This is a genomic window from Pantoea agglomerans, from assembly GCF_020149765.1.
Taxonomy (GTDB): Bacteria; Pseudomonadota; Gammaproteobacteria; order Enterobacterales; family Enterobacteriaceae; genus Pantoea; species Pantoea alvi.
The window spans coordinates 2822986-2846522 of the sequence record NZ_CP083809.1 but is presented as its reverse complement, the minus strand read 5'-3'; the positions used below and the strand labels follow the sequence as shown (position 1 = coordinate 2846522).

Below are 23537 nucleotides of genomic sequence, written 5' to 3'. Positions count from 1 at the left end.
AATAAGAATGTGATCGTCCTATACTGCCGCCAGGTCTCCGGAAACCCCCTGACACCAGGAGCCACCCAGCGTTTCTACCGCGTCAATTAACACTGGATGTTGCTGATTTGGTGACGGTTAAAGTCTGAACACACCTGTGATTCGACTCCGCCTCAGGGACCGGAGGAAGCAAAATAAAAAAGAGCTGTGTGGGCAAAACCGTGAAAAAACAAAGACCTGTCAACTTGGATCTCTCGACGATCCGGTTTCCCGTTACTGCAATATCGTCCATTCTCCATCGCGTTTCCGGCGTCATAACCTTTGTGGCTCTCGGTATCCTGCTCTGGTTGCTGGGCACCTCTCTCTCTTCCCCGGAAGGTTTCCAGCACGCTGCCGCCATTATGGATAGCTTCTTCGTGAAGTTTATTCTGTGGGGCATTCTTACCGCGCTGGCGTTCCATACGGTGGGCGGGATTCGTCATATGTTGATGGACTTTGGTTACCTTGCTGAGACGCTGGCTATCGGCCGCCAATCTGCCTGGGTCACCTTCGGTATTACTGTCGTGCTTTCAATCCTGGCAGGAGTTCTCGTATGGTAAGCAATGCATCCGCGTTGGGCCGCAGCGGCATTCAGGACTGGCTGCTGCTGCGCGCTTCGGCAATCCTCATAACGCTCTACATCCTCTACATCGTGGGCTTTATCGCCCTGACCGACACGTTGACCTATGATGTCTGGCGCGGCTTCTTCGCCTCGTCATTCACCAAAGTGTTCACCCTGCTGACGCTGTTCTCCATTCTGATCCACGGCTGGATTGGTATGTGGCAAGTGCTGACCGACTACGTAAAAGGTCTCGCTGTTCGTCTGATTCTGCAGCTGGTGATTGTGGTCGCGCTGTTGTCGTATGCAATTTATGGAACTGTTGTGGTGTGGGGTGTGTAAATGAATTTGCCAGTCAGAGAATTTGATGCCGTGGTGATCGGCGCAGGCGGCGCGGGAATGCGCGCCGCACTGCAAATCTCCCAGTCGGGCCAGAGCTGCGCCCTGCTGTCGAAAGTCTTTCCAACCCGTTCCCACACCGTGTCTGCGCAGGGCGGTATTACCGTTGCGCTCGGTAACACCCATGAAGATAACTGGGAATGGCACATGTACGATACCGTCAAAGGTTCCGACTATATCGGCGACCAGGACGCGATCGAATATATGTGTAAAACCGGCCCGGAGGCGATTCTGGAGCTGGAGCATATGGGTCTGCCATTCTCCCGTCTGGAAGATGGCCGCGTCTATCAGCGTCCGTTCGGCGGCCAGTCGAAAAACTTCGGCGGCGAGCAGGCGGCACGCACCGCGGCGGCGGCGGACCGTACCGGCCACGCGCTGCTGCACACCCTCTATCAGCAGAACCTGAAGAACAAAACCACCATCTTCTCCGAATGGTATGCGCTCGACCTGGTAAAAAATCAGGATGGCGCCATCGTCGGCTGTACGGCGATCTGCATTGAAACCGGCGAAACCGTCTACTTCAAAGCCAAAGCGACCATTCTGGCGACCGGCGGCGCAGGCCGTATCTATCAGTCCACCACCAACGCGCATATCAATACCGGCGACGGCGTCGGCATGGCGCTGCGCGCAGGCGTGCCGGTGCAGGATATGGAGATGTGGCAGTTCCACCCGACCGGCATCGCCGGCGCGGGCGTGCTGGTGACCGAAGGGTGCCGCGGCGAAGGCGGTTATCTGCTGAATAAACATGGCGAGCGCTTTATGGAGCGTTACGCGCCGAACGCCAAAGATCTGGCGGGCCGTGACGTGGTCGCGCGCTCCATGATGATTGAAATCCGCGAAGGCCGCGGCTGCGATGGCCCCTGGGGCCCGCATATCAAGCTGAAGCTTGATCACCTGGGTGCCGAAGTGCTGGAGTCGCGTCTGCCGGGCATCCTGGAGCTGTCGCGCACATTCGCGCACGCCGATCCGATCAAAGAGCCGATTCCGGTTATTCCAACCTGTCACTATATGATGGGCGGCATTCCGACCAAAGTGACCGGTCAGGCGCTGCGCGTCAACGCGCAGGGCGAAGATGAAGTGCTCCCTGGCCTGTTTGCCGTCGGCGAAATCGCCTGCGTATCGGTGCACGGCGCCAACCGTCTCGGCGGCAACTCGCTGCTGGACCTGGTGGTGTTCGGCCGCGCGGCCGGCGTCCATCTGATGGAGTGCATCGAACAACAGGGCCCGCTGCGCGACGCCACCCAGGACGAAATCGACGCCGCGATGGCGCGTTTCAACCGCTGGGAAAGCAACACCACCGGTGAAGATCCGGTAGAAATCCGTAAGGCGCTGCAGCGCTGCATGCAGAACAACTTCTCAGTATTCCGCGAAGGCGATGCGATGAAGCAGGGTCTGGAAGAGCTGAAACAGATTCGCGAGCGTCTGAAATCAGCCCGTCTGGATGACCGTTCACCGGACTTCAATACCCAGCGTATTGAGTGCCTGGAGCTGGATAACCTGATGGAAACGGCTTACGCCACGGCGGTTGCGGCTAACTTCCGCACCGAAAGCCGCGGCGCGCACAGTCGATTCGACTTCCCGGATCGCGATGATGAAAACTGGTTGTGCCACAGTCTCTACGTCCCCGAAACCGAGAGCATGACGCGCCGCGAGGTGAACATGCAGCCGAAACTGCGCGCGGCCTTCCCGCCGAAAGTGCGTACCTACTAATAGCGGAGACGATCATGAAACTCGAGTTTTCAATTTATCGCTACAATCCTGAGGTTGACGCCGCGCCGCGCATGCAGGATTACACGCTGGAATCGGAAGACGGCCGCGACATGATGCTGCTGGACGCGCTTATCCGGCTGAAAGAGAAAGATCCGACGCTGGCGTTTCGTCGCTCCTGCCGCGAAGGCGTGTGCGGCTCCGACGGCCTGAATATGAACGGCAAAAATGGCCTGGCCTGTATCACGCCGATCTCCGCGCTGGGCAACGGCACGAAGAAAATCGTTATCCGTCCGCTGCCGGGCCTGCCGGTGGTCCGCGACCTGGTCGTAGATATGGGGCAATTCTACGCGCAGTATGAGAAGATTAAGCCTTACCTGTTGAATAACGGAGAGAATCCGCCGGCGCGCGAACATCTGCAGTCGCCGGGCGAGCGCGAGCATCTGGATGGTCTGTATGAGTGTATCCTCTGCGCCTGCTGCTCCACCTCCTGTCCGTCGTTCTGGTGGAATCCAGACAAGTTTGTTGGCCCGGCGGGCCTGCTGGCCGCGTACCGCTTCCTGATTGACAGCCGCGACACTGAAACCGAAGCGCGCCTGGACAATCTGAACGACGCTTTCAGCGTTTTCCGCTGTCACAGCATTATGAACTGTGTGAGCGTCTGTCCGAAAGGGCTGAACCCAACGCGCGCCATCGGCCATATCAAGTCGATGCTGCTGCAGCGGGGGGCGTAACACCTTAATTCGTCCGGGAACCTCAGGTTCCCGGCGTTTTACGGAAGCCTTGCTAAGCGCGGCGGAGCCACGCTTAGCAAGGTTCCCTTACGGGCAGGGCGCGTGTGAGCGCACAGGCTCGTATCGCTGAACTCACTACGGCAAACCGCGAAAGCGGCAACAAATGAAACCTCAAAAAAGCATAGTAATGCTTAAGGGATCACAATGCAGAACAGCGCGATGAAGCCCTGGCTGGACTCCTCCTGGCTGGCCGGCGCGAACCAGTCTTACATAGAGCAACTCTATGAGGATTTCCTGACCGATCCGGACTCTGTCGATGCAGTGTGGCGCACGATGTTCCAACAGCTGCCGGGCACCGGCGTGAAGCCTGAACAGTTTCACTCCACCACGCGCGAATACTTTCGTCGCCTGGCGAAAGATGCATCTCGTTACACCTCCACCGTCTCCGATCCGGCCGCCAATTCAAAGCAGGTTAAAGTCCTGCAGCTGATTAACGCCTTCCGTTTTCGCGGCCATCAGCATGCGAATCTCGACCCGCTTGGCCTGTGGAAGCAGGATCGTGTCGCTGACCTCGACCCCGCCTTTCACGATCTGACCGAGGACGATTTTCAGGAAAGCTTTAACGTAGGCTCTTTCGCCATCGGCAAAGAGACCATGAAGCTGGCCGACCTCTTCGACGCGCTGCAGCAGACCTATTGCGGCTCTATCGGCGCAGAGTACATGCACATCAACAACACCGAAGAAAAGCGCTGGATCCAGCAGCGTCTCGAATCGGCGGCGGGCCGTGCAGCCTTTAGCAGCGAAGAGAAAAAAGGTTTCCTGAAAGAGCTGACCGCGGCAGAAGGGCTGGAAAAATACCTCGGCGCGAAATTCCCCGGCGCGAAACGCTTCTCGCTGGAGGGCGGCGATGCGCTGATCCCGATGCTGCGCGAGATGATCCGCCACGCGGGTAAAAGCGGCACGCGCGAAGTGGTGCTGGGTATGGCGCACCGCGGTCGTCTTAACGTGCTGATCAACGTGCTGGGCAAAAAGCCGCAGGATCTCTTCGACGAGTTCTCCGGCAAGCATAAGGATCACCTCGGCACCGGCGACGTGAAATACCATATGGGCTTCTCGTCCGACGTCGAGACCGAAGGCGGCCTGGTGCATCTGGCGCTGGCGTTCAACCCGTCGCATCTGGAGATCGTTAGCCCGGTAGTGATGGGCTCGGTGCGCGCGCGTCTCGATCGTCTCGATTCGCCGGGCAGCAACCAGGTTCTGCCGATCACTATCCACGGCGACGCCGCGGTTATCGGTCAGGGCGTGGTGCAGGAAACCCTGAACATGTCTCAGGCGCGCGGCTATGAAGTCGGCGGCACCGTCCGTATCGTGATCAACAACCAGGTGGGCTTCACCACCTCTAACCCGCGCGACGCACGCTCGACGCCGTATTGTACCGATATCGGTAAAATGGTGCTGGCGCCGATCTTCCACGTCAACGCGGACGACCCGGAAGCGGTGGCGTTTGTTACCCGCCTGGCGCTCGACTATCGCAACACCTTTAAGCGCGACGTCTTTATCGACCTGGTGTGCTACCGCCGTCACGGCCATAACGAAGCCGACGAGCCGAGCGCGACCCAGCCGCTGATGTACCAGAAAATCAAAAAGCATCCGACGCCGCGTAAGCTCTATGCCGATCGCCTGGCGGCGGAAGGCTCCGCCAGCCCGGAAGATGCGACCGAGATGGTCAATCTCTACCGCGACGCGCTGGATGCGGGTGAATGCGTGGTGGCCGAATGGCGCCCGATGAGCCTGCACTCCTTTACCTGGTCGCCTTATCTCAACCATGAGTGGGATGAGAGCTACCCGGCCACCGTCGAACCCAAACGTCTGCAGGAGCTGGCGCGTCGTATCAGCCAGATCCCGGAAGCGGTTGAGGTGCAGGCGCGCGTGGCGAAGATCTACAACGACCGTAAAGAGATGGCGGAAGGCAACAAACCTTTCGACTGGGGCGGCGCCGAGAACCTGGCCTACGCCACGCTGGTGGATGAGGGCATTCCGGTGCGTCTCTCTGGCGAAGACTCCGGTCGCGGCACCTTCTTCCATCGCCATGCGGTGATCCACAATCAGTCCAACGGCTCAACCTATACGCCGCTGCACCATATCCATAATGGCCAGGGGCAGTTCAAGGTGTGGGACTCCGTGCTGTCGGAAGAGGCGGTGCTGGCGTTCGAATATGGCTATGCCACTGCAGAGCCGCGTACCCTGACCATCTGGGAAGCGCAGTTCGGCGACTTTGCCAACGGCGCACAGGTGGTAATTGACCAGTTCATCAGCTCTGGCGAGCAGAAGTGGGGCCGGATGTGTGGCCTGGTGATGCTGCTGCCGCACGGCTATGAAGGCCAGGGTCCAGAGCACTCTTCCGCGCGTCTGGAACGCTATCTGCAGCTCTGCGCCGAGCAGAATATGCAGGTGTGCGTGCCTTCAACGCCAGCGCAGGTTTACCACATGCTGCGTCGTCAGGCGCTGCGCGGTATGCGCCGTCCGCTGATCGTGATGTCGCCGAAATCGCTGCTGCGTCATCCGCTGGCGATCTCTTCGCTGGATGAACTGGCCAACGGCAGCTTCCAGCCCGCCATCGGCGAAATCGACGCGCTCGATCCGCAGCAGGTGAAACGCGTGGTGCTCTGTTCCGGTAAGGTTTACTACGACCTGCTTGAGCAGCGCCGCAAAAATGAGCAGACCGATGTCGCCATTGTGCGTATCGAGCAGCTCTATCCGTTCCCGCATAAAGCGGTGCAGGAAGCGTTAAAAGATTATGCCCATGTGCAGGATTTCGTCTGGTGTCAGGAAGAGCCGCTGAATCAGGGCGCATGGTATTGCAGCCAGCATCACTTCCGCGAAGTGGTTCCGTTTGGTGCTTCACTGCGCTATGCGGGCCGTCCGGCCTCCGCTTCGCCGGCCGTGGGCTATATGTCCGTACATCAACAACAGCAGCAAGACCTGGTTAATGACGCGCTGAACCTTGGTTAATTTAAAAGGAAAGATAATGAGTAGCGTAGATATTCTCGTTCCCGACCTGCCTGAATCCGTTGCCGATGCCACCGTGGCAACCTGGCACAAAAAACCAGGCGATGCGGTAAGCCGCGACGAAGTGCTGGTAGAGATCGAAACAGACAAAGTGGTACTGGAAGTGCCAGCCCAGGCTGACGGCGTGCTGGAAGCCGTGCTGGAAGATGAGGGCGCAACGGTGACCTCACGCCAGATTCTCGGCCGCCTGAAAGAGGGCAACAGCGCAGGCAAAGAGACCAGCGCGAAAGCTGAGGCCAACGAGTCCACGCCGGCGCAGCGCCAGACCGCGTCGCTGGAAGAAGAGAGCAACGATGCGCTGAGCCCGGCGATTCGTCGTCTGATTGCCGAACACGATCTCGACGCGTCGCAGATTAAAGGCAGCGGCGTTGGCGGTCGTATCACCCGCGAAGATGTGGAAAAACACCTGGCGAACAAACCTGCCGCGGCGAAAGCTGCCCCGGCCGCCGCTGAAGCTGCACCGCAGCCAGCGGTCGCCAACCGCAGCGAAAAACGCGTGCCGATGACCCGTCTGCGCAAGCGCGTAGCCGAGCGTCTGCTGGAAGCGAAAAACAGCACGGCGATGCTGACCACCTTCAACGAAGTGAACATGAAGCCGATCATGGATCTGCGTAAGCAGTACGGCGAATCCTTCGAGAAGCGTCACGGCGTGCGCCTGGGCTTTATGTCCTTCTATCTCAAGGCGGTGGTTGAAGCGCTGAAGCGTTTCCCGGAAGTGAACGCCTCTATCGACGGCGAAGATGTGGTTTACCACAACTACTTCGACGTCAGCATCGCGGTCTCTACGCCGCGCGGCCTGGTGACGCCGGTGCTGAAAGATGTTGATGCGCTGAGCATGGCAGACATCGAGAAGAAAATTAAAGAGCTGGCGATCAAAGGCCGTGACGGCAAGCTGACGGTCGAGGAGCTGACCGGCGGTAACTTCACCATCACCAACGGCGGGGTGTTCGGCTCGCTGATGTCGACCCCGATCATCAACCCACCGCAGAGTGCCATCCTGGGTATGCACGCCATTAAAGATCGTCCGATGGCGGTGAATGGTCAGGTTGTGGTACTGCCGATGATGTATCTGGCGCTCTCCTACGATCACCGTCTGATCGACGGCCGTGAATCGGTCGGCTATCTGGTGGCGGTGAAAGAGCTGCTGGAAGATCCGGCACGTCTGCTGCTGGACGTCTGATTTTTGCCGGGCGCGCCAGAATCCGGCGCGCCCAACCTTATTAATCTTTTCAGACCTGAATGGATAGAACATCATGAACTTACACGAATACCAGGCGAAACAGCTGTTTGCACGGTATGGTATGCCGGCACCCACTGGCTACGCCTGTACTACGCCACGCGAAGCAGAAGAAGCGGCCTCTAAAATTGGTGCAGGCCCGTGGGTAGTAAAATGTCAGGTTCATGCCGGTGGACGCGGTAAAGCGGGCGGCGTGAAAGTGGTTAACAGCAAGGAAGATATTCGTGCTTTCGCTGAACACTGGCTGGGCAAACGCCTGGTGACCTATCAAACTGACGCCGAAGGGCAGCCGGTAAACCAGGTCCTGGTTGAAGCGGCGACCGACATCGATCAGGAACTCTACCTGGGCGCGGTGGTTGACCGTGCTACCCGTCGCGTGGTCTTTATGGCTTCTACCGAAGGCGGCGTTGAGATTGAGAAAGTGGCGGAAGAGACCCCGCACCTGATCCACAAAATGGCGCTCGATCCGCTGGCGGGCCCGCAGCCTTATCAGGGCCGCGAGCTGGCGTTCAAACTCGGCCTGACCGGTAAGCAGGTCAGCCAGTTCACCAAAATCTTTATGGGCCTGGCGACCATGTTCCTCGAGCGCGACCTGGCGCTGGTAGAGATCAACCCGCTGGTGATCACTAAGCAGGGCGACCTGGTCTGCCTCGACGGCAAACTGGGCGTGGACGGCAATGCGCTGTTCCGCCAGCCGGAGCTGCGTGAAATGCGCGATCCGAGCCAGGAAGACCCGCGTGAAGCACACGCTACGCAGTGGGAACTGAACTACGTGGCGCTGGAAGGCAACATCGGCTGTATGGTTAACGGCGCAGGCCTGGCGATGGGCACCATGGACATCGTTAAGCACCACGGCGGCCAGCCGGCTAACTTCCTCGACGTAGGCGGCGGCGCTACCAAAGAGCGCGTTACCGAAGCCTTTAAAATCATCCTCTCCGACGACGCGGTAAAAGCGGTATTCGTCAACATCTTCGGCGGCATCGTACGCTGCGACCTGATTGCTGACGGCATCATCGGCGCGGTAGCCGAAGTGGGCGTTAACGTACCGGTTGTGGTACGTCTGGAAGGAAACAACGCTGAGCTGGGCGCACAGAAACTGGCGGACAGCGGCCTGAACATCATTGCAGCAACCAGCCTGACAGACGCGGCACAGCGCGTTGTTGCGGCTGCGGAGGGGAAATAATGTCTATTCTGATCGACAAAAACACTAAAGTGATTTGCCAGGGTTTCACTGGCGGTCAGGGTACGTTCCACTCTGAACAGGCGCTGGCCTACGGCACGCAGCTGGTTGGCGGCGTGACGCCAGGTAAAGGCGGCACCACCCATCTCGGCCTGCCAGTGTTCAACACCGTGCGCGAAGCGGTAGAAGCCACTGGCGCGACCGCAACCGTAATCTACGTTCCGGCACCGTTCTGCAAAGACGGTATCCTGGAAGCGATTGATGCCGGTATCAAACTGATCATCACCATCACCGAAGGTATCCCGACGCTGGATATGCTGACGGTGAAAATGAAGCTGGACGAAGCGGGCGTGCGTATGATCGGCCCGAACTGTCCGGGCGTGATCACCCCAGGCGAATGCAAAATCGGCATCATGCCGGGCCACATTCACCAGCCGGGCCGCGTCGGCATCGTGTCGCGTTCAGGCACCCTGACCTATGAAGCGGTGAAGCAGACCACGGACATCGGCTACGGCCAGTCGACCTGCGTCGGCATCGGCGGCGACCCGATCCCAGGCTCTAACTTCATCGACATCCTGAAAATGTTCCAGGATGACCCGCAGACCGAAGCGATCGTGATGATCGGTGAGATCGGCGGCAGCGCGGAAGAAGAGGCGGCGGCGTTCATTAAAGAGCACGTTACCAAGCCGGTTGTTGGCTATATCGCCGGCGTGACCGCGCCGAAAGGCAAGCGTATGGGCCATGCGGGCGCAATCATCGCCGGTGGTAAAGGCACGGCGGACGAGAAGTTCGCGGCGCTGGAAGCGGCGGGCGTGAAAACCGTGCGCAGCCTCGCAGATATCGGCGACGCGGTAAAAGCGGTGCTGCCGGCGAAATAAGCGCGGATGCATCAGCTATCAGGCCACCCTTCGGGGTGGCTTTTTTTTTGCCTGCGGCGAGAGCAGGGCGGTGCGATCCGTTATTCTGGCGGGGAGAAGCCAAAAAGTTTCTTTTAAGAAGGAAAGTTAAAAAGTGAGATGAAAGGTAATGCTTTTCTTAATTACGCTATTTATCAGTGACAACTAATTAACAATATTCTTATTGCTACATATCGCGATATTAAAAGCTTTAATCCAGATCAACAAACCCCGCTATTTAACAAACTTTACCGCTGGCAAAGCGTAAGCCAACCGGTTTTAATTGCGCTGCATCAATTCAGTCGCTTCCAAATACACTCAGGAGATTGCGCTAATTAGCGGTAAATCAATGCCGGCCGCTTTTCTCTCGCCAGCCTGAAATTGAACTGAATGGTGTTTTTCGGGGAAGTTTCACCACTGTTACTCGCTCACCTCGGGCCGCGAATGAGTGAGATCTATCAGTAATAAAAAACTGGAATTAATAAACAGTCGTTCCTGATCTTATTCACTGCGTTAATGCCAGCTGTTCGTCGTTGTTATTCGCAAAGTAAGGTCATGCGAGGAGCAAGGAGTCATTATGCTAGATATCGTCGAGCTGTCGCGTTTACAGTTTGCCTTAACGGCGATGTACCATTTCCTGTTTGTCCCGCTTACGCTGGGTATGGCGTTTTTGCTGGCCATTATGGAAACGGTTTACGTCCTGAGCGGCAAACAAATCTATAAAGATATGACTAAATTCTGGGGCAAGTTATTCGGCATTAACTTTGCGCTGGGGGTAGCTACCGGCCTGACCATGGAGTTTCAGTTCGGGACTAACTGGTCTTATTACTCTCACTACGTCGGCGACATCTTCGGTGCGCCGCTCGCCATTGAAGGGCTGATGGCGTTCTTCCTGGAATCCACCTTTGTCGGCCTGTTTTTCTTCGGCTGGGATCGCCTGAGCAAAACGCAGCATCTGGCGGTCACCTGGCTGGTGGCGCTCGGTTCTAACCTGTCGGCGCTCTGGATCCTGGTGGCGAACGGCTGGATGCAGAATCCCATCGCCTCGGCGTTTAACTACGAAACCATGCGTATGGAGATGCTGAGCTTCTCTGAGCTGGTGCTTAACCCGGTAGCGCAGGTGAAGTTTGTGCATACCGTGGCGGCGGGCTACACCACCGGCGCGATGTTTATCCTCGGCATCAGCGCCTGGTATCTGCTGAAGGGCCGCGACGTTGCCTTTGCGAAGCGTTCGTTCGCCATTGCGGCCAGCTTCGGCATGGCGGCCGTGCTGTCGGTTATCGTGCTGGGCGATGAGTCGGGCTACGAAATGGGCGACGTGCAGAAAACCAAGCTCGCCGCCATCGAAGCCGAATGGGAAACCCAGCCTGCGCCGGCAGCCTTTACGCTGTTTGGCCTGCCGAATCAGGAGAAACAGGAAAACGCCGCGGCGGTGCAGATCCCTGGCCTGCTTGGCCTGATCGCCACGCGATCTATCGATACGCCGGTCACCGGCCTGAAAGATCTGATGGCGCAGCATGAGGTGCGCATCCGCAACGGCATGAAAGCCTACGCGCTGCTGAACCAGCTGCGCGGCGGCAGCGAGGATCCGGCGGTGCGCGCGGCCTTCGACCAGAGCAAAGAGGATCTGGGCTATGGGCTGCTGCTGAAACGCTATACCCCGAACGTGGCGGATGCCACCGAGGCGCAAATCAAACAGGCGGTGAAAGACTCTATTCCGCGCGTGGCGCCGCTCTATTTCGCCTTCCGTATCATGGTGCTGGCGGGAGTGCTGCTGCTGGGCATTATTACCTTCTCCTTCTGGAGCGTGATCCGCAACCGCGTCGGCAAGTCTCGCTGGCTGCTGAAGGCGGCGCTCTACGGCATGCCGCTGCCGTGGATTGCGGTCGAGGCGGGCTGGTTCGTCGCCGAATATGGCCGTCAGCCGTGGGCGATTGGCGAAGTGCTGCCGACCTCGGTGGCCAACTCCTCGCTGACCGTAGGCGATCTGCTCTTTTCCATGCTGCTGATCTGCGGTCTCTACACGCTCTTCCTCGTGGCGGAGATGTACCTGATGTTTAAATTCGCGCGCCTCGGGCCGAGCAGCCTGAAAACCGGACGCTATCACCATGAGCAGGTCGCAACGGCGGCTGAGCCGGCACGCGGTTAAGGAGAGCAACCATGTTTGATTATGAAGTTCTGCGCTTTGTCTGGTGGCTGCTGATCGGCATCTTGCTGGTGGGCTTCGCCGTGGCGGACGGCTTTGATATGGGCGTCGGCATGCTGACGCGTCTGATGGGGCGCAACGACACCGAACGCCGCATTATGATCAACAGCATCGCGCCGCACTGGGACGGCAACCAGGTCTGGCTGATCACCGCCGGCGGCGCGCTGTTTGCCGCCTGGCCGATGGTCTATGCCGCCGCCTTCTCCGGCTTCTATGTGGCGATGATTCTGGTACTGGCGTCACTCTTTTTTCGTCCAGTGGGTTTCGATTATCGTTCTAAAATTGAAGATATGCGCTGGCGCGGCATGTGGGACTGGGGCGTTTTCATCGGCAGCTTTGTGCCGCCGCTGGTTATTGGCGTGGCGTTCGGCAATCTGCTGCAGGGCGTGCCGTTCCATGCGGATGAATTTTTGCGCCTCGACTACACCGGCAACTTCTTCCAGCTGCTCAATCCGTTCGGGCTGCTGGCGGGCGTGGTCAGCGTGGCGATGATCCTGACCCAGGGCGCGACCTATTTGCAGATGCGTACCGAGGGCGAGCTGCACCTGCGGTCGCGCGCGGTGGCGCAGGTGGCGGCGCTGGTGATGCTGGTCTGCTTCGCGCTGGCGGGCGTCTGGGTGAAATATGGCATCGACGGTTACGTGATTACCAGCGCCATCGATCACCACGCGGCGTCGAACCCGCTGGGTAAAACCGTGGTGCGCGAGGCGGGCGCCTGGCTGGCGAACTTTAACCATATGCCGGTGCTGTGGCTCTTCCCGCTGCTCGGCGTGCTGCTGCCGCTGCTGACGGTGATCTTCTCGCGCTGCGAGAAGGGGGGCTGGGCGTTCATCAGCTCGTCGCTGACGCTGGCGTGCGTGATTATGACCGCCGGCATCGCGCTGTTTCCCTTTATCATGCCGTCGAGCATTGAACCCGGCATGAGCCTGACAATGTGGGACTCCACCTCGAGCCAGCGCACCCTGACGGTGATGACCTTTGCCGCCATTATCTTCGTCCCGATTATTCTGGCCTACACCAGCTGGTGCTACTACAAGATGTACGGGCGTATTACTAAAGAACATATTGAGCGCAATACGCACTCTCTCTACTGATTAAGGAGACGACGCATGTGGTACTTTGCCTGGATTCTCGGCACCTTGCTGGCCTGCGCTTTCGGCATCATCACCGCGCTGGCGCTGGAGCACGTTGAAGATAGCGCCGCGCAGGACGAGCGCGCCTGATGCGCAAACTGATTCGGACGTCATACCGTCTGATGAACAAAGGGCCCTTGCGGGCCCTTTCGCTCATCCTGGCGCTGATTGTTGCGGGCTGCTTATTCTGGGATCCCTCGCGCTACGCCGCGCACACCAGCACGCTGTCGGTCTGGCAGGGCATTCTGGTTATCTGGGCGGTCTGCGCTGGCGTGATCCACGGCACAGGCTTTCATCCGCGTCGCACGCGCTGGCAGGCGCTCTTCTCGCCGCTGGTGGCCCTGATCGTTCTGCTGTTTGCGCTCTACTGGTTCTGGCGCTGACGAGCAATTTCCGCCGCTGGTCGTGGGGTATTGTCAGCGGCAGGTCAAGAAATCTACTGAAAATCCTTCTGATTGTTACCTTCCGATAATTATTTTCTCCTGGCTCTGGCATCCCATTCCCAACCCCAAATCTCTTGCGTATAGTAGCAACGTTTAAAAACGAGACCGGGATGTAGAGTGAGTACAACGCTGTTTCGCTGGCCGGTTCGGGTCTATTACGAAGACACCGATGCTGGTGGCGTGGTTTACCATGCCAGCTATATCGCTTTTTATGAACGAGCACGTACCGAAATGCTGCGTCAGCGCCATTTCAATCAGCAAAGGCTGCTGGAACAGCAGGTGGCTTTTGTGGTGCGGCGCATGACGGTGGACTATGTTGCGGCGGCGCGTCTTGACGACCTTCTGGAGATCCAGAGCGAAGTGACCGCGATGACGCGCGCAACCATGACATTTTCCCAGCGTATCGTGAATGCAGAAGGCAGAGTCCTGAATGAAGCAGAAGTCCTGATTGCCTGCATTAACCCACATCTTATGAAGCCGATTGCGCTTCCCAAGTCTATTGTCGCGGAGTTCAAGCAGTGACTGACATGAACGTTCTTGATTTGTTCCTGAAGGCGAGCCTTCTGGTCAAACTTATCATGTTGATTTTGATCGGCTTTTCCATTGCCTCATGGGCCATCATTATTCAGCGCACCCGAATTTTGAACGCGGCGGGACGCGAGGCGGAAGCCTTTGAAGATAAATTCTGGTCCGGCATCGAGCTGTCGCGTCTCTATCAGGAGAGTCAGGGGCGCCGCGAAGAGCTGAGCGGTTCAGAGCAGATCTTCTACGCCGGTTTTAAAGAGTTCGCCCGTCTGCACCGCGCCAACAGCCACGCGCCTGAAGCGGTGGTGGAGGGGGCCAGCCGCGCAATGCGCATCTCGATGAACCGCGAGCTGGAAACGCTGGAAAACCATATTCCTTTCCTCGGCACCGTCGGCTCTATCAGTCCCTATATCGGCCTGTTCGGCACCGTATGGGGCATTATGCACGCCTTTATCGCGCTGGGCGCGGTGAAACAGGCGACGTTGCAGATGGTTGCACCCGGCATCGCTGAAGCCCTGATCGCCACCGCGATCGGCCTCTTTGCGGCAATTCCGGCGGTAATGGCCTACAACCGACTGAACCAGCGCGTTAACAAGCTGGAGCAGGGCTACGACAACTTTATGGAAGAGTTTACGGCCATCCTGCACCGTCAGGCCTTCTCCAGCGACAGCGCGAAGTAAGCGGAGGTAACCCATGGCCAGAGTACGTGGTCGCGGCCGCCGCGACCTGAAATCGGAAATCAATATCGTTCCGCTGCTCGACGTCCTGCTGGTGCTGCTGCTGATCTTTATGGCGACAGCGCCGATCATTACCCAGAGCGTAGAAGTGGATCTGCCGGACGCCACCGATTCGAAAACGGTCTCCAGCGACGATAATCCGCCGGTCATCGTTGAGGTCTCGGGCGTTGGCCAGTACAGCCTGGTGGTGGATCACGATCGTATGGAGCAGCTGCCGCCGGAGCAGGTGGTAAGCGAGGCGCAGCGTCGCATCGAGGCGAATCCGAAAACCGTCTTTTTAATCGGCGGCGCGAAGGATGTGCCCTATGACGAAATTATTAAAGCGCTCAACCTGCTGCACCAGGCAGGCGTTAAATCTGTCGGTTTGATGACGCAGCCGATTTAAAGTCGAACCGTTTTTTGGGAACCGAGTGTGTCGAAGGCAACCGAGCAAAACGAGAAGTTAAAGCGCGCGATAATTATATCGGTGGCTCTGCACGTGGTGCTGATCGCCCTGCTGATCTGGAGCTCGTTCAACGAGAAGATTGAGGCGAGCGGCGGCGGCGGCGGCAGCGACATCGACGCGGTAATGGTCGATCCCGGCGCCGTGGTCGAGCAGTACAATCGTCAGCAGAACCAGAAAAGCGACAGTCAGCGCGCCGAGAAGCAGCGTGAGAAACAGGCGCAGCAGCAGGCTGAAGAGCTGCAGCAGAAGCAGGCCGCGGAACAGCAGCGTCTGAAAGCGCTGGAAAAAGAGCGCCTGCAGGCGCAGGAAGCGGCGAAAGCGCAGGCTGAGCAGCAGAAACAGGCGGAAGCCGCAGCCAAAGCAGCGCAGGAGCAGCAGAAAGCGGCTGAGGCGGCCGCGGCGCAGGCGAAAGCTGATGCGAAAGCGGAAGCGCAGGCGCAGGCCAAAGCGGCTGCCGAGGCGGCGCAGAAGGCGGAAGAGCAGGCGAAACAGGCTGCTGCCGACGCGAAGAAAAAAGCGGAAGAGCAGGCGAAAGCCGCCGCCGCATCCGCCGCCAAAGAGAAAGCGGTAGCCGAGGCAAAAGCAGCAGCCGATGCGAAGGCGAAAGCCGCAGCGGAGGCGAAAGCCAAAGCGGCGCAGGAGGCGAAGGCCAAAGCGGCCGAGGAAGCGAAAGAGAAAGCTGAAGCGGCCAAAGAGAAGGCGGCGCAGGAAGCGAAAGAGAAAGCTGAAGTGGCCAAAGAGAAGGCGGCGCAGGAAGCAAAAGAGAAAGCTGAAGCAGCCAAAGAGAAGGCGGCGCAGGAAGCAAAAGAAAAAGCGGAAGCCGCTAAAGAGAAAGCGGCGGCCGAGGCGAAAGCCAAAGCCGATGCGGCCGCGAAAGCGAAGGCTGCCGCCGACGCGAAGAAAAAAGCGGCGGCGGAAGCGGCGAAAAACAGCAGTGACGTCGACGATCTGCTTGGCGGCCTGACCTCTGGTAAGAATGCGCCGAAAAGTGGCACCGCTGGCGGCGGCGCGGCAGGGCAGGGCAATCAGAAGAAAGCCGGCGCGTCAGGCGCAGAGATCAACTCTTATCTGGGGCAGGTTGTAGGCGCGATTCAGAGCCGCTTCTACGATGCTGATACTTATAAGGGGAAAGAGTGTAACCTGCGTATCAAGCTGGCGCCCGATGGTTTGCTGATTGACGTTAAATCTGAAGGTGGCGACCCGGCATTATGCCAGGCGGCGATTGCTGCTGCGAAGCAGGCTCGTATTCCTAAGCCGCCATCGCAAGCAGTCTATGAAGTGTTTAAAAACGCGCCGATGCGTTTCAAACCGGAATAATGCAGTAACCCACGGCAGGTTGGACTAAGGTTAGCTTGCCGTACTTAATGAATACTCGTGTTTTTCAGGAACTGTGCGAATTATCGTGAACTCAGGTTCAGGTAAGGGAGAAAAGATGAAGCAGGCACTTCGTGTAACCTTAGGTTTTTTTGTTCTGCTGTGGGCGGCAATGCTCCACGCAGAAGTACGCATTGAAATTACGCAGGGCGTAAACACCGCGCGTCCAATTGGTGTGGTGCCGTTTAAATGGGCTGGCTCAGGCGCCGCGCCTGAGGATGTTGGCGGCATCGTCTCTGCTGACTTACGCAACAGCGGTAAATTCAATCCCATCGATCGTTCACGTCTGCCGCAGCAGCCGACCAGCGCGCAGGAAGTTCAGCCTGCCGCCTGGAGCGCGCTGGGTATCGATGCGGTGGTCGTTGGTCAGGTCACGCCGAATCCAGATGGCAGCTATCAGGTTGCCTATCAGCTGGTGGACACCGGCGGCGCGCCGGGAACCGTTCTGGCGCAGAACTCTTACAAAGTTACTAAACAGTGGCTGCGCTATGCTGCGCACACCGCCAGCGACGAAGTGTTCGAAAAGCTGACCGGCGTTAAGGGCGCGTTCCGTACCCGTATCGCCTACGTGGTGCAGACCAACGGCGGCCAGTTCCCGTATGAGCTGCGCGTCTCTGACTACGATGGCTTTAACCAGTTTGTGGTGCACCGCTCGCCTCAGCCGCTGATGTCTCCGGCCTGGTCGCCAGACGGCAGCAAAGTGGCCTACGTGACCTTTGAAAGCGGTAAATCGGCGCTGGTGGTGCAGACGCTGTCAAACGGTGCTATTCGCCAGGTTGCCTCATTCCCGCGTCATAACGGCGCGCCGGCCTTCTCGCCGGATGGGACGAAACTCGCTTTCGCGCTGTCAAAAACAGGCAGCCTGAACCTCTATGTGATGGACCTGGCTTCCGGCCAGACGCGTCAAATCACCGACGGTCGCTACAACAGCACAGAACCGAGCTGGTTCCCGGATAGCCAGACGCTGGCGTACACCTCGGATCAGGCTGGAGCGCCTCAAATTTATAAAATTGGTATCAACGGCGGTGCGCCACAACGTATTACCTGGGAAGGTTCACAAAACCAGGATGCGGATGTCTCTGCCGATGGTAAAACCATGGTGATGATCAGCAGCGCCGGTGGCGCTCAGCATGTCGCCAAACAGGATCTGGTAACGGGAGCCGTTCAAACGTTAACGAGCACGTTCCTGGATGAATCGCCAAGTCTGGCTCCAAACGGCACGATGGTAATCTATAGCTCTACTCAGGGGATGGGTTCCGTGTTGCAGTTGGTATCAACAGATGGGCGTTTCAAAGCGCGTCTTCCGGCAACTGATGGACAGGTAAAATCACCTGCCTGGTCGCCGTATCTGTAATGCATAGGTCCCCTGCGCAGCAGGGGGTTAAATGTATGATAAACAATATAACAGGATAAAAAAATGCAACTGAACAAAGTGCTGAAAGGGTTGATGCTGGCTCTGCCGGTTCTGGCTGTAGCCGCTTGTAGCTCACACAAAAACAACAACAATGACCAGACTGGCATGGGCGCTGACGGCGCTTACGGCAACGGTGCTGGCATGAACGGCAGCGGCAACGGCAACATGTCTTCTGACGAGCAGGCGCGTCTGCAGATGCAGCAGCTGCAGCAGAACAACATCGTCTACTTCGGTCTGGACAAGTATGACGTGCAGTCTGACTACGCTCAGATGCTGGACCAGCACGCAGCCTTCCTGCGCAGCAACCCGTCATACAAAGTGACCATCGAAGGTCACGCGGATGAGCGCGGTACGCCGGAATACAACATCGCACTGGGCGAGCGTCGTGCTAACGCCGTGAAGATGTACCTGCAGGGCAAAGGCGTGTCGGCTGACCAGATGTCTATCGTCTCTTACGGTAAAGAGAAACCGGCTGTTCTGGGTCATGACGAAGCGGCTTACTCTAAAAACCGTCGTGCCGTTCTGGTCTACTAAGAGAATCACATGATTAGTAACTTCAGACTTCACCTGTTGGGTCTGTCGTTACTGGTTGGCGTAGCGGCCCCCTGGGCCGCTAATGCCCAGGCATCAATCAGTAACGTCGGCTCTGGCTCGGTCGAAGACCGCGTCACCACTCTTGAACGCATTTCCAACGCCCAGGCTCAGCTTCTGCAGCAACTGCAGCAGCAGATGAGTGACAACCAAAGCGATATCGATTCGCTGCGCGGGCAAATCCAGCAAAACAGCTACCAGCTTAATCAGGTTATCGAGCGGCAGAAGCAGCTCTATCAGCAGATCGACAGCCTGAGCAGCAGCGGCGCAAACAGCGCGGCGCAAAGCGGCACGGATGCGCCAGCGGCGAGCGCCGATACCGGCGCAGCGGCAGACGCAGGCGGCGCGGCAGCAGCCTCATCAGGCGCGCCGGTGCAGAGCGGCGACGCCAACAGCGACTATAACGCCGCGGTGGCGCTGATTCTGGAAAAAAAACAGTATGACCAGGCGATTACCGCGCTGCAGGCGTGGGTCAAGCGCTATCCTGACTCAACCTACCAGCCGAACGCCAATTACTGGCTGGGTCAGTTGAACTACAACAAGGGTAAAAAAGACGACGCGGCGTACTATTACGCCACCGTGGTTAAAAATTACCCGAAGTCGCCGAAGGCGGCTGAAGCGTTGTTAAAGGTTGGCGTTATCATGCAGGAGAAAAAGGACACGGCGAAAGCTAAGGCCGTTTTCCAGCAGGTGATAAAACTTTACCCCAATACCGATTCGGCAAAGCAGGCGCAAAAACGTCTCGACGGGCTGTAATTTGTGCAGCCAGCACCGGAATTTGCCTGATTTCTGGTCTGGCAGCATGAAAGGTAAGCAGTTGACGCTGCTGGTGGAAAATAAGGGTTGCGCTACCTCGGTAAATCAGTAATATATGCCGCCGTTGCCGGGACAGATTGCAAATGTGTCTGGCAAGCCTGAAGATGGGTCGTTAGCTCAGTTGGTAGAGCAGTTGACTTTTAATCAATTGGTCGCAGGTTCGAATCCTGCACGACCCACCATCTTCTCAGCGAACAGGTTTTCTTCTCTGTTGCTGCGAAACTTCAGCATTGCTTCACAACCTAAAGATGGGTCGTTAGCTCAGTTGGTAGAGCAGTTGACTTTTAATCAATTGGTCGCAGGTTCGAATCCTGCACGACCCACCATCTTTACGCAGGCTTCAGGTTTGCGGGTTGTAAGCCCCGAGCGGGTCGTTAGCTCAGTTGGTAGAGCAGTTGACTTTTAATCAATTGGTCGCAGGTTCGAATCCTGCACGACCCACCAATTCAGAAAGAAGCGCCCACTGGGCGCTTTTTTCGTTTCTGTGCGCACGCAGGCTAGCGTGCAGGATGAGAAGCTGCGCAGGTTCGACTGAATCGCCGAGGCGATTCAGGCTGATGCGCAGCATCACCCGCAGGGCGAGGTCCTGGACGGGCCGAGGCAAATCCTGCACGACCCACAGGGATGTGGGATTCCTTTGCGATCGCGCTCGCTACCTCTGCGCCGCGCACTATACCTGCAGCTATGGCTATCCTGCGCCTCGTTAAGATTCTTTCTTCGCCTTTGCTGCGGTGAGATTCTCCCAGATATGCATCACCGCATAGCTGCGCCACGGACGCCACTGCTGCGAACGCGCCTCCGCCTCGGCGGGCTTCAGGCCGCCCAGATTATTACGAATAGCGATATCCTCCTTGGGAAACGCGTCCGGCCAGCGCAGGGCGCGCATCGCAATATAGTGCGCCGTCCAGGGGCCGATGCCCGGCAGTGCCACCAGCTGCTTCATCACCGCCTCCGGCGACTGCGTGGCGTTAAAGCGCAGCGATCCCCCGGCGCACGCCTGCGCAAAGGCGATAATGGCGCGTGAACGCGCGCTGACGATACCGAGCGGCGCGACGTCGTCCACCGTCAGGCTGGCGACGCGCTCCGGCAGCGCGGCGTAGCGCGTCAAATCGGCAAAGGGGGTCACGCAGGGCTCGCCAAAGGCGGCGGCAAAACGGCTGCTCACGGTGGTCGCGGCCTTCACCGTCACCTGCTGACCAATAATGGCGCGCACGCCAAGCTCAAAGGCGTCGAATGCGCCCGGCACGCGCAGGCCGGGTTGGCGCGCCAGGCCTGGTGCCAGCAGCGCATCCTGCGCCAGCCGGGCAGCAATCAGCTGCGGCTGCGCGTTAAGATCGAACAGATCGCGCAGGCGGCGCAGCAGCAGCGGCAGCACCGGCGTCAGCGAGGTAGAAAACGTCAGCTGGAGCGCGCTCTTCTGCGGCAGATGCGACACGCTGATCCAGCCGCGGCAGCGGCCCAGCGCCACGGTGCGGCGGTACGCGTCCTCCTGCACCGCCTCGACCTCTTTCATCACATGGGTCTGCAAAAAGGCCAGCATCGCCTGCCAGTCGTAGGGCGGCCGGTAGACCATCAGCAGGGTGGTGCTGTCGCCCGGCTGCGCGCGCGTCGAGGCGCTGACGCCTTTGCGCAGCGCGCTCGGCGTCAGGCGATAGCGCGCCCGAAACACATCGTTAAAGCGGCGCAGGCTGCTAAAGCCGCTGGCATAGGCAACCTCCGTCACCGGCAGCTGCGTCTCCGTCAGCAGCTGCTTCGCCAGCAGCATGCGCCGCGTCTGCTTCAGCTCCAGCGGCGACACGCCCAGCTCCTGCTGCACGATGCGGCGCAGCTGGCGCAGGCTGACGCCAAACTCGGCGGCGATCGCCTCCAGCCCTTCGCTCTCCTCCAGCATGCCCTCTTCGATGCGCTGAATCAGCCTGTCCGCCACGCGGTGAGGCTGATCGACCGGCGCATTGCCCGGCGCAAGCTCGGGGCGGCAGCGCAGGCAGGGGCGGAAATGGGCCTTCTCCGCCGCTTCGGCGCTGGCGAAAAACAGGCAGTTCTTCTGCTGCGGCGCTTTAACCGGGCAGATGGGGCGGCAGTAGATGCCGGTCGAGGTAACGCCGACGAAAAAGACGCCGTCGAAACGGGTATCGCGCGAGGTAAGCGCCTGATAAGCAATCTCAGGATCGAACATAGTGACTCCTGCAAATAAACAGAGCCTATACCCGCTTTCTGATGCAGACTCGCTGTTTTCGGACAGCAAAGCAGTTTAGTCTGGTGGCCGAAAACGGCCAGCGCAGTATGGCTAAAATGCGACAATAGCGGATGTCTTAAACAGGGAGAACAGCATTATGTATCACTACAAACTTGTCTCCACGCCGGTGGGCGAGCTGAAGCTGGTGGCGAGCGAACGCGGGCTTGCCGGCATCCTCTGGAAAAATGACGACCCGCACGGCGCGCGCTTTCTGCCGCAAACGCGCGACGAGGCGCATCCGATTCTGATGGAGGCGGAACGCCAGCTGCGGGAGTACTTTGCCGGCGAGCGCCGCGCCTTCACGCTGCCGCTCGATTTTGTCGGCACCGAGTTTCAGAAAAAAGTGTGGAGCGCGCTGGTGGCGATCCCCTTTGGCGAAACGCGCAGCTACAGCGAAATCGCCCGCCAGATCGGCCATCCGCAGGCGGTGCGCGCGGTCGGCGCGGCCAACGGCAGAAACCCGATCTCGATCGTGGCGCCTTGCCATCGCGTCATCGGCGCCAACGGCAAGCTGACCGGTTTTGCCGGCGGCCTGGAGGTAAAAGCCTTTCTGCTGGATCTGGAAATGCCGCAAAAGGCGGCGGTGCTGCCGCTGTTTGCCGAGGAGCCTTCACCGCCGCGCGTATAAAAAGAGCACGACACCGCTGCGCGTTTCCGCTATCTTGTTTAGCATATAAAACATGATGGCGGGCTGAACGCAGGTTTTCGCCATTTTCAGCGATTTTCGTTCATTTGATAAAACGAGAGCGGTGTGATGAGTGCTTTATTCGATACAGAAAACGCAGCCTGGCCCTTTCCAGCAAAACCCGCGCGCCTCAGCGGCGACGAAAAAGAATTTTACCTGAGCAAAATCAAACGCCTGCTTAAAGAGCGCGACGCGGTGATGGTGGCTCACTACTACACCGACCCGGAAATTCAGGCGCTGGCGGAAGCGACCGGCGGCTGCGTGGCGGACTCGCTGGAGATGGCGCGCTTCGGTAGCGCGCATCCGGCGTCGACGCTGCTGGTGGCGGGGGTGCGTTTTATGGGCGAAACCGCCAAAATCCTCAGCCCGGAAAAAACCGTGCTGATGCCAACGCTGCAGGCGGAGTGTTCGCTCGATCTGGGCTGTCCCATCGACGAGTTTACCGCCTTCTGCGACGCCCATCCCGACCGCACCGTGGTGGTCTACGCCAACACCTCGGCGGCGGTCAAGGCGCGCGCCGACTGGGTGGTCACCTCCAGCATCGCGGTTGAACTGATCGACCATCTCGACAGCCTGGGCGAAAAAATCATCTGGGCGCCGGATCGCCACCTCGGCCGCTACGTCACGCAGAAAACCGGCGCGGACGTGCTCTGCTGGCAGGGCGCCTGCATTGTGCATGACGAGTTCAAAACCCAGGCGCTGCTGCGTATGAAGGTGCTCTATCCCGACGCGGCGGTGCTGGTGCATCCGGAATCGCCGCAGGCGGTGGTCGATCTCGCCGACGCGGTGGGATCGACCAGCCAGCTGATTCAGGCGGCGCAGCGGCTGCCGCATCCGCAAATGATCGTGGCGACCGATCGCGGTATCTTCTACAAAATGCAGCAGGCGGTGCCGGAAAAAACCCTGCTGGAAGCGCCGACCGCGGGCGAAGGGGCGACCTGCCGCAGCTGCGCCCACTGCCCGTGGATGGCGATGAACGGCCTGAAAGCGATCGCCGACGGGCTGGAGCAGGGCGGCGCGCAGCATGAAATAGAGGTTGATGCCGCGCTGCGCGAGGCGGCATTATTGCCGCTCAACCGCATGCTCTCTTTTGCTGCGGCACTTAAACTGAAGGTAAAAGGGAACGCCTGAGG

Annotated in this window: 22 protein-coding genes and 3 tRNA genes; 24 read left to right on the top strand and 1 reads right to left on the bottom strand. The window is 58.7% G+C overall.

Annotated elements, in window-relative coordinates; all coding sequences use genetic code 11:
- The first annotated feature begins 188 nt into the window (after positions 1 to 188).
- The 22 genes from sdhC to LB453_RS16260 all read left to right on the top strand — a co-directional run bounded on the left by sdhC (position 189) and on the right by LB453_RS16260 (position 19927).
- Positions 189 to 578 (top strand): succinate dehydrogenase cytochrome b556 subunit, encoded by a 390-nt coding sequence (gene sdhC / locus LB453_RS16365; RefSeq protein ID WP_033751718.1) that lies wholly within the window; start codon positions 189 to 191, stop codon positions 576 to 578.
- Positions 572 to 919, top strand: coding sequence for a succinate dehydrogenase membrane anchor subunit (sdhD, locus tag LB453_RS16360; RefSeq protein ID WP_103794957.1), 348 nt, complete (start codon positions 572 to 574; stop codon positions 917 to 919). The genes sdhC and sdhD overlap by 7 nt, the downstream gene beginning before the upstream one ends.
- Complete coding sequence (gene sdhA / locus LB453_RS16355) at positions 920 to 2686, top strand: succinate dehydrogenase flavoprotein subunit (protein WP_224481522.1); 1767 nt, start codon at positions 920 to 922, stop codon at positions 2684 to 2686.
- Positions 2687 to 2700: 14 nt separating this feature from the next.
- On the top strand, positions 2701 to 3417 hold the full coding sequence (locus tag LB453_RS16350) for a succinate dehydrogenase iron-sulfur subunit (protein WP_103794955.1): 717 nt from the start codon (positions 2701 to 2703) through the stop codon (positions 3415 to 3417).
- 204 nt (positions 3418 to 3621) lie between these two features.
- Positions 3622 to 6429, top strand: a complete 2808-nt coding sequence (gene sucA, locus LB453_RS16345) for a 2-oxoglutarate dehydrogenase E1 component (RefSeq protein ID WP_103794954.1) — start codon at positions 3622 to 3624, stop codon at positions 6427 to 6429.
- Between the two features lie 16 nt (positions 6430 to 6445).
- Complete coding sequence (gene odhB, locus LB453_RS16340) at positions 6446 to 7666, top strand: 2-oxoglutarate dehydrogenase complex dihydrolipoyllysine-residue succinyltransferase (protein WP_103794953.1); 1221 nt, start codon at positions 6446 to 6448, stop codon at positions 7664 to 7666.
- A gap of 73 nt (positions 7667 to 7739) precedes the next feature.
- Complete coding sequence (gene sucC / locus LB453_RS16335) at positions 7740 to 8906, top strand: ADP-forming succinate--CoA ligase subunit beta (protein ID WP_103794952.1); 1167 nt, start codon at positions 7740 to 7742, stop codon at positions 8904 to 8906.
- Positions 8906 to 9781: a succinate--CoA ligase subunit alpha gene (gene sucD / locus LB453_RS16330; protein WP_013025067.1), complete on the top strand. Its 876-nt coding sequence runs from the start codon at positions 8906 to 8908 to the stop codon at positions 9779 to 9781. The genes sucC and sucD overlap by 1 nt, the downstream gene beginning before the upstream one ends.
- A gap of 595 nt (positions 9782 to 10376) precedes the next feature.
- A complete protein-coding gene (cydA, locus tag LB453_RS16325; RefSeq protein ID WP_103794951.1) occupies positions 10377 to 11948 on the top strand; it encodes a cytochrome ubiquinol oxidase subunit I in 1572 nt (523 codons plus the stop codon).
- 11 nt (positions 11949 to 11959) lie between these two features.
- A complete protein-coding gene (gene cydB, locus LB453_RS16320; protein WP_103794950.1) occupies positions 11960 to 13099 on the top strand; it encodes a cytochrome d ubiquinol oxidase subunit II in 1140 nt (379 codons plus the stop codon).
- 15 nt (positions 13100 to 13114) lie between these two features.
- Positions 13115 to 13228: a cytochrome bd-I oxidase subunit CydX gene (cydX, locus tag LB453_RS16315; protein WP_065426323.1), complete on the top strand. Its 114-nt coding sequence runs from the start codon at positions 13115 to 13117 to the stop codon at positions 13226 to 13228.
- Positions 13228 to 13521 (top strand): cyd operon protein YbgE, encoded by a 294-nt coding sequence (gene ybgE / locus LB453_RS16310; protein ID WP_103794949.1) that lies wholly within the window; start codon positions 13228 to 13230, stop codon positions 13519 to 13521. Before cydX ends, ybgE begins: the two co-directional genes overlap by 1 nt.
- 177 nt (positions 13522 to 13698) lie before the next feature.
- Positions 13699 to 14103: a tol-pal system-associated acyl-CoA thioesterase gene (gene ybgC / locus LB453_RS16305; protein ID WP_103794948.1), complete on the top strand. Its 405-nt coding sequence runs from the start codon at positions 13699 to 13701 to the stop codon at positions 14101 to 14103.
- On the top strand, positions 14100 to 14786 hold the full coding sequence (tolQ, locus tag LB453_RS16300; protein ID WP_033751685.1) for a Tol-Pal system protein TolQ: 687 nt from the start codon (positions 14100 to 14102) through the stop codon (positions 14784 to 14786). Before ybgC ends, tolQ begins: the two co-directional genes overlap by 4 nt.
- Positions 14787 to 14799: 13 nt before the next feature.
- On the top strand, positions 14800 to 15228 hold the full coding sequence (tolR, locus tag LB453_RS16295) for a colicin uptake protein TolR (protein WP_033751683.1): 429 nt from the start codon (positions 14800 to 14802) through the stop codon (positions 15226 to 15228).
- Between the two features lie 27 nt (positions 15229 to 15255).
- Positions 15256 to 16605, top strand: coding sequence for a cell envelope integrity protein TolA (tolA, locus tag LB453_RS16290; RefSeq protein ID WP_103794947.1), 1350 nt, complete (start codon positions 15256 to 15258; stop codon positions 16603 to 16605).
- A gap of 115 nt (positions 16606 to 16720) precedes the next feature.
- On the top strand, positions 16721 to 18016 hold the full coding sequence (gene tolB / locus LB453_RS16285) for a Tol-Pal system beta propeller repeat protein TolB (RefSeq protein WP_103794946.1): 1296 nt from the start codon (positions 16721 to 16723) through the stop codon (positions 18014 to 18016).
- Positions 18017 to 18079: 63 nt separating this feature from the next.
- On the top strand, positions 18080 to 18610 hold the full coding sequence (gene pal, locus LB453_RS16280) for a peptidoglycan-associated lipoprotein Pal (RefSeq protein WP_033751676.1): 531 nt from the start codon (positions 18080 to 18082) through the stop codon (positions 18608 to 18610).
- Positions 18611 to 18619: 9 nt separating this feature from the next.
- Positions 18620 to 19423, top strand: coding sequence for a cell division protein CpoB (gene cpoB / locus LB453_RS16275; RefSeq protein ID WP_103794945.1), 804 nt, complete (start codon positions 18620 to 18622; stop codon positions 19421 to 19423).
- Positions 19424 to 19589: 166 nt separating this feature from the next.
- Positions 19590 to 19665, top strand: a tRNA-Lys gene (locus LB453_RS16270).
- Positions 19666 to 19733: 68 nt separating this feature from the next.
- Positions 19734 to 19809: transfer RNA gene (locus tag LB453_RS16265), tRNA-Lys, on the top strand.
- A gap of 42 nt (positions 19810 to 19851) precedes the next feature.
- Positions 19852 to 19927, top strand: a tRNA-Lys gene (locus LB453_RS16260).
- Between the two features lie 259 nt (positions 19928 to 20186).
- Here the strand turns inward: LB453_RS16260 and LB453_RS16255 are convergent.
- Positions 20187 to 21659: an AlkA N-terminal domain-containing protein gene (locus LB453_RS16255; RefSeq protein WP_103794944.1), complete on the bottom strand. Its 1473-nt coding sequence runs from the start codon at positions 21657 to 21659 to the stop codon at positions 20187 to 20189.
- Between the two features lie 157 nt (positions 21660 to 21816).
- Between LB453_RS16255 and LB453_RS16250 the strand changes: the two genes are divergently transcribed.
- Together LB453_RS16250 and nadA are read left to right on the top strand one after the other, a co-directional pair.
- Positions 21817 to 22347 carry a methylated-DNA--[protein]-cysteine S-methyltransferase gene (locus LB453_RS16250; protein ID WP_103794943.1) on the top strand — a complete coding sequence of 177 codons (531 nt, stop codon included), beginning with the start codon at positions 21817 to 21819 and terminating at the stop codon, positions 22345 to 22347.
- Between the two features lie 126 nt (positions 22348 to 22473).
- Positions 22474 to 23535 carry a quinolinate synthase NadA gene (nadA, locus tag LB453_RS16245; RefSeq protein WP_224481521.1) on the top strand — a complete coding sequence of 354 codons (1062 nt, stop codon included), beginning with the start codon at positions 22474 to 22476 and terminating at the stop codon, positions 23533 to 23535.
- Positions 23536 to 23537: the final 2 nt, after the last annotated feature.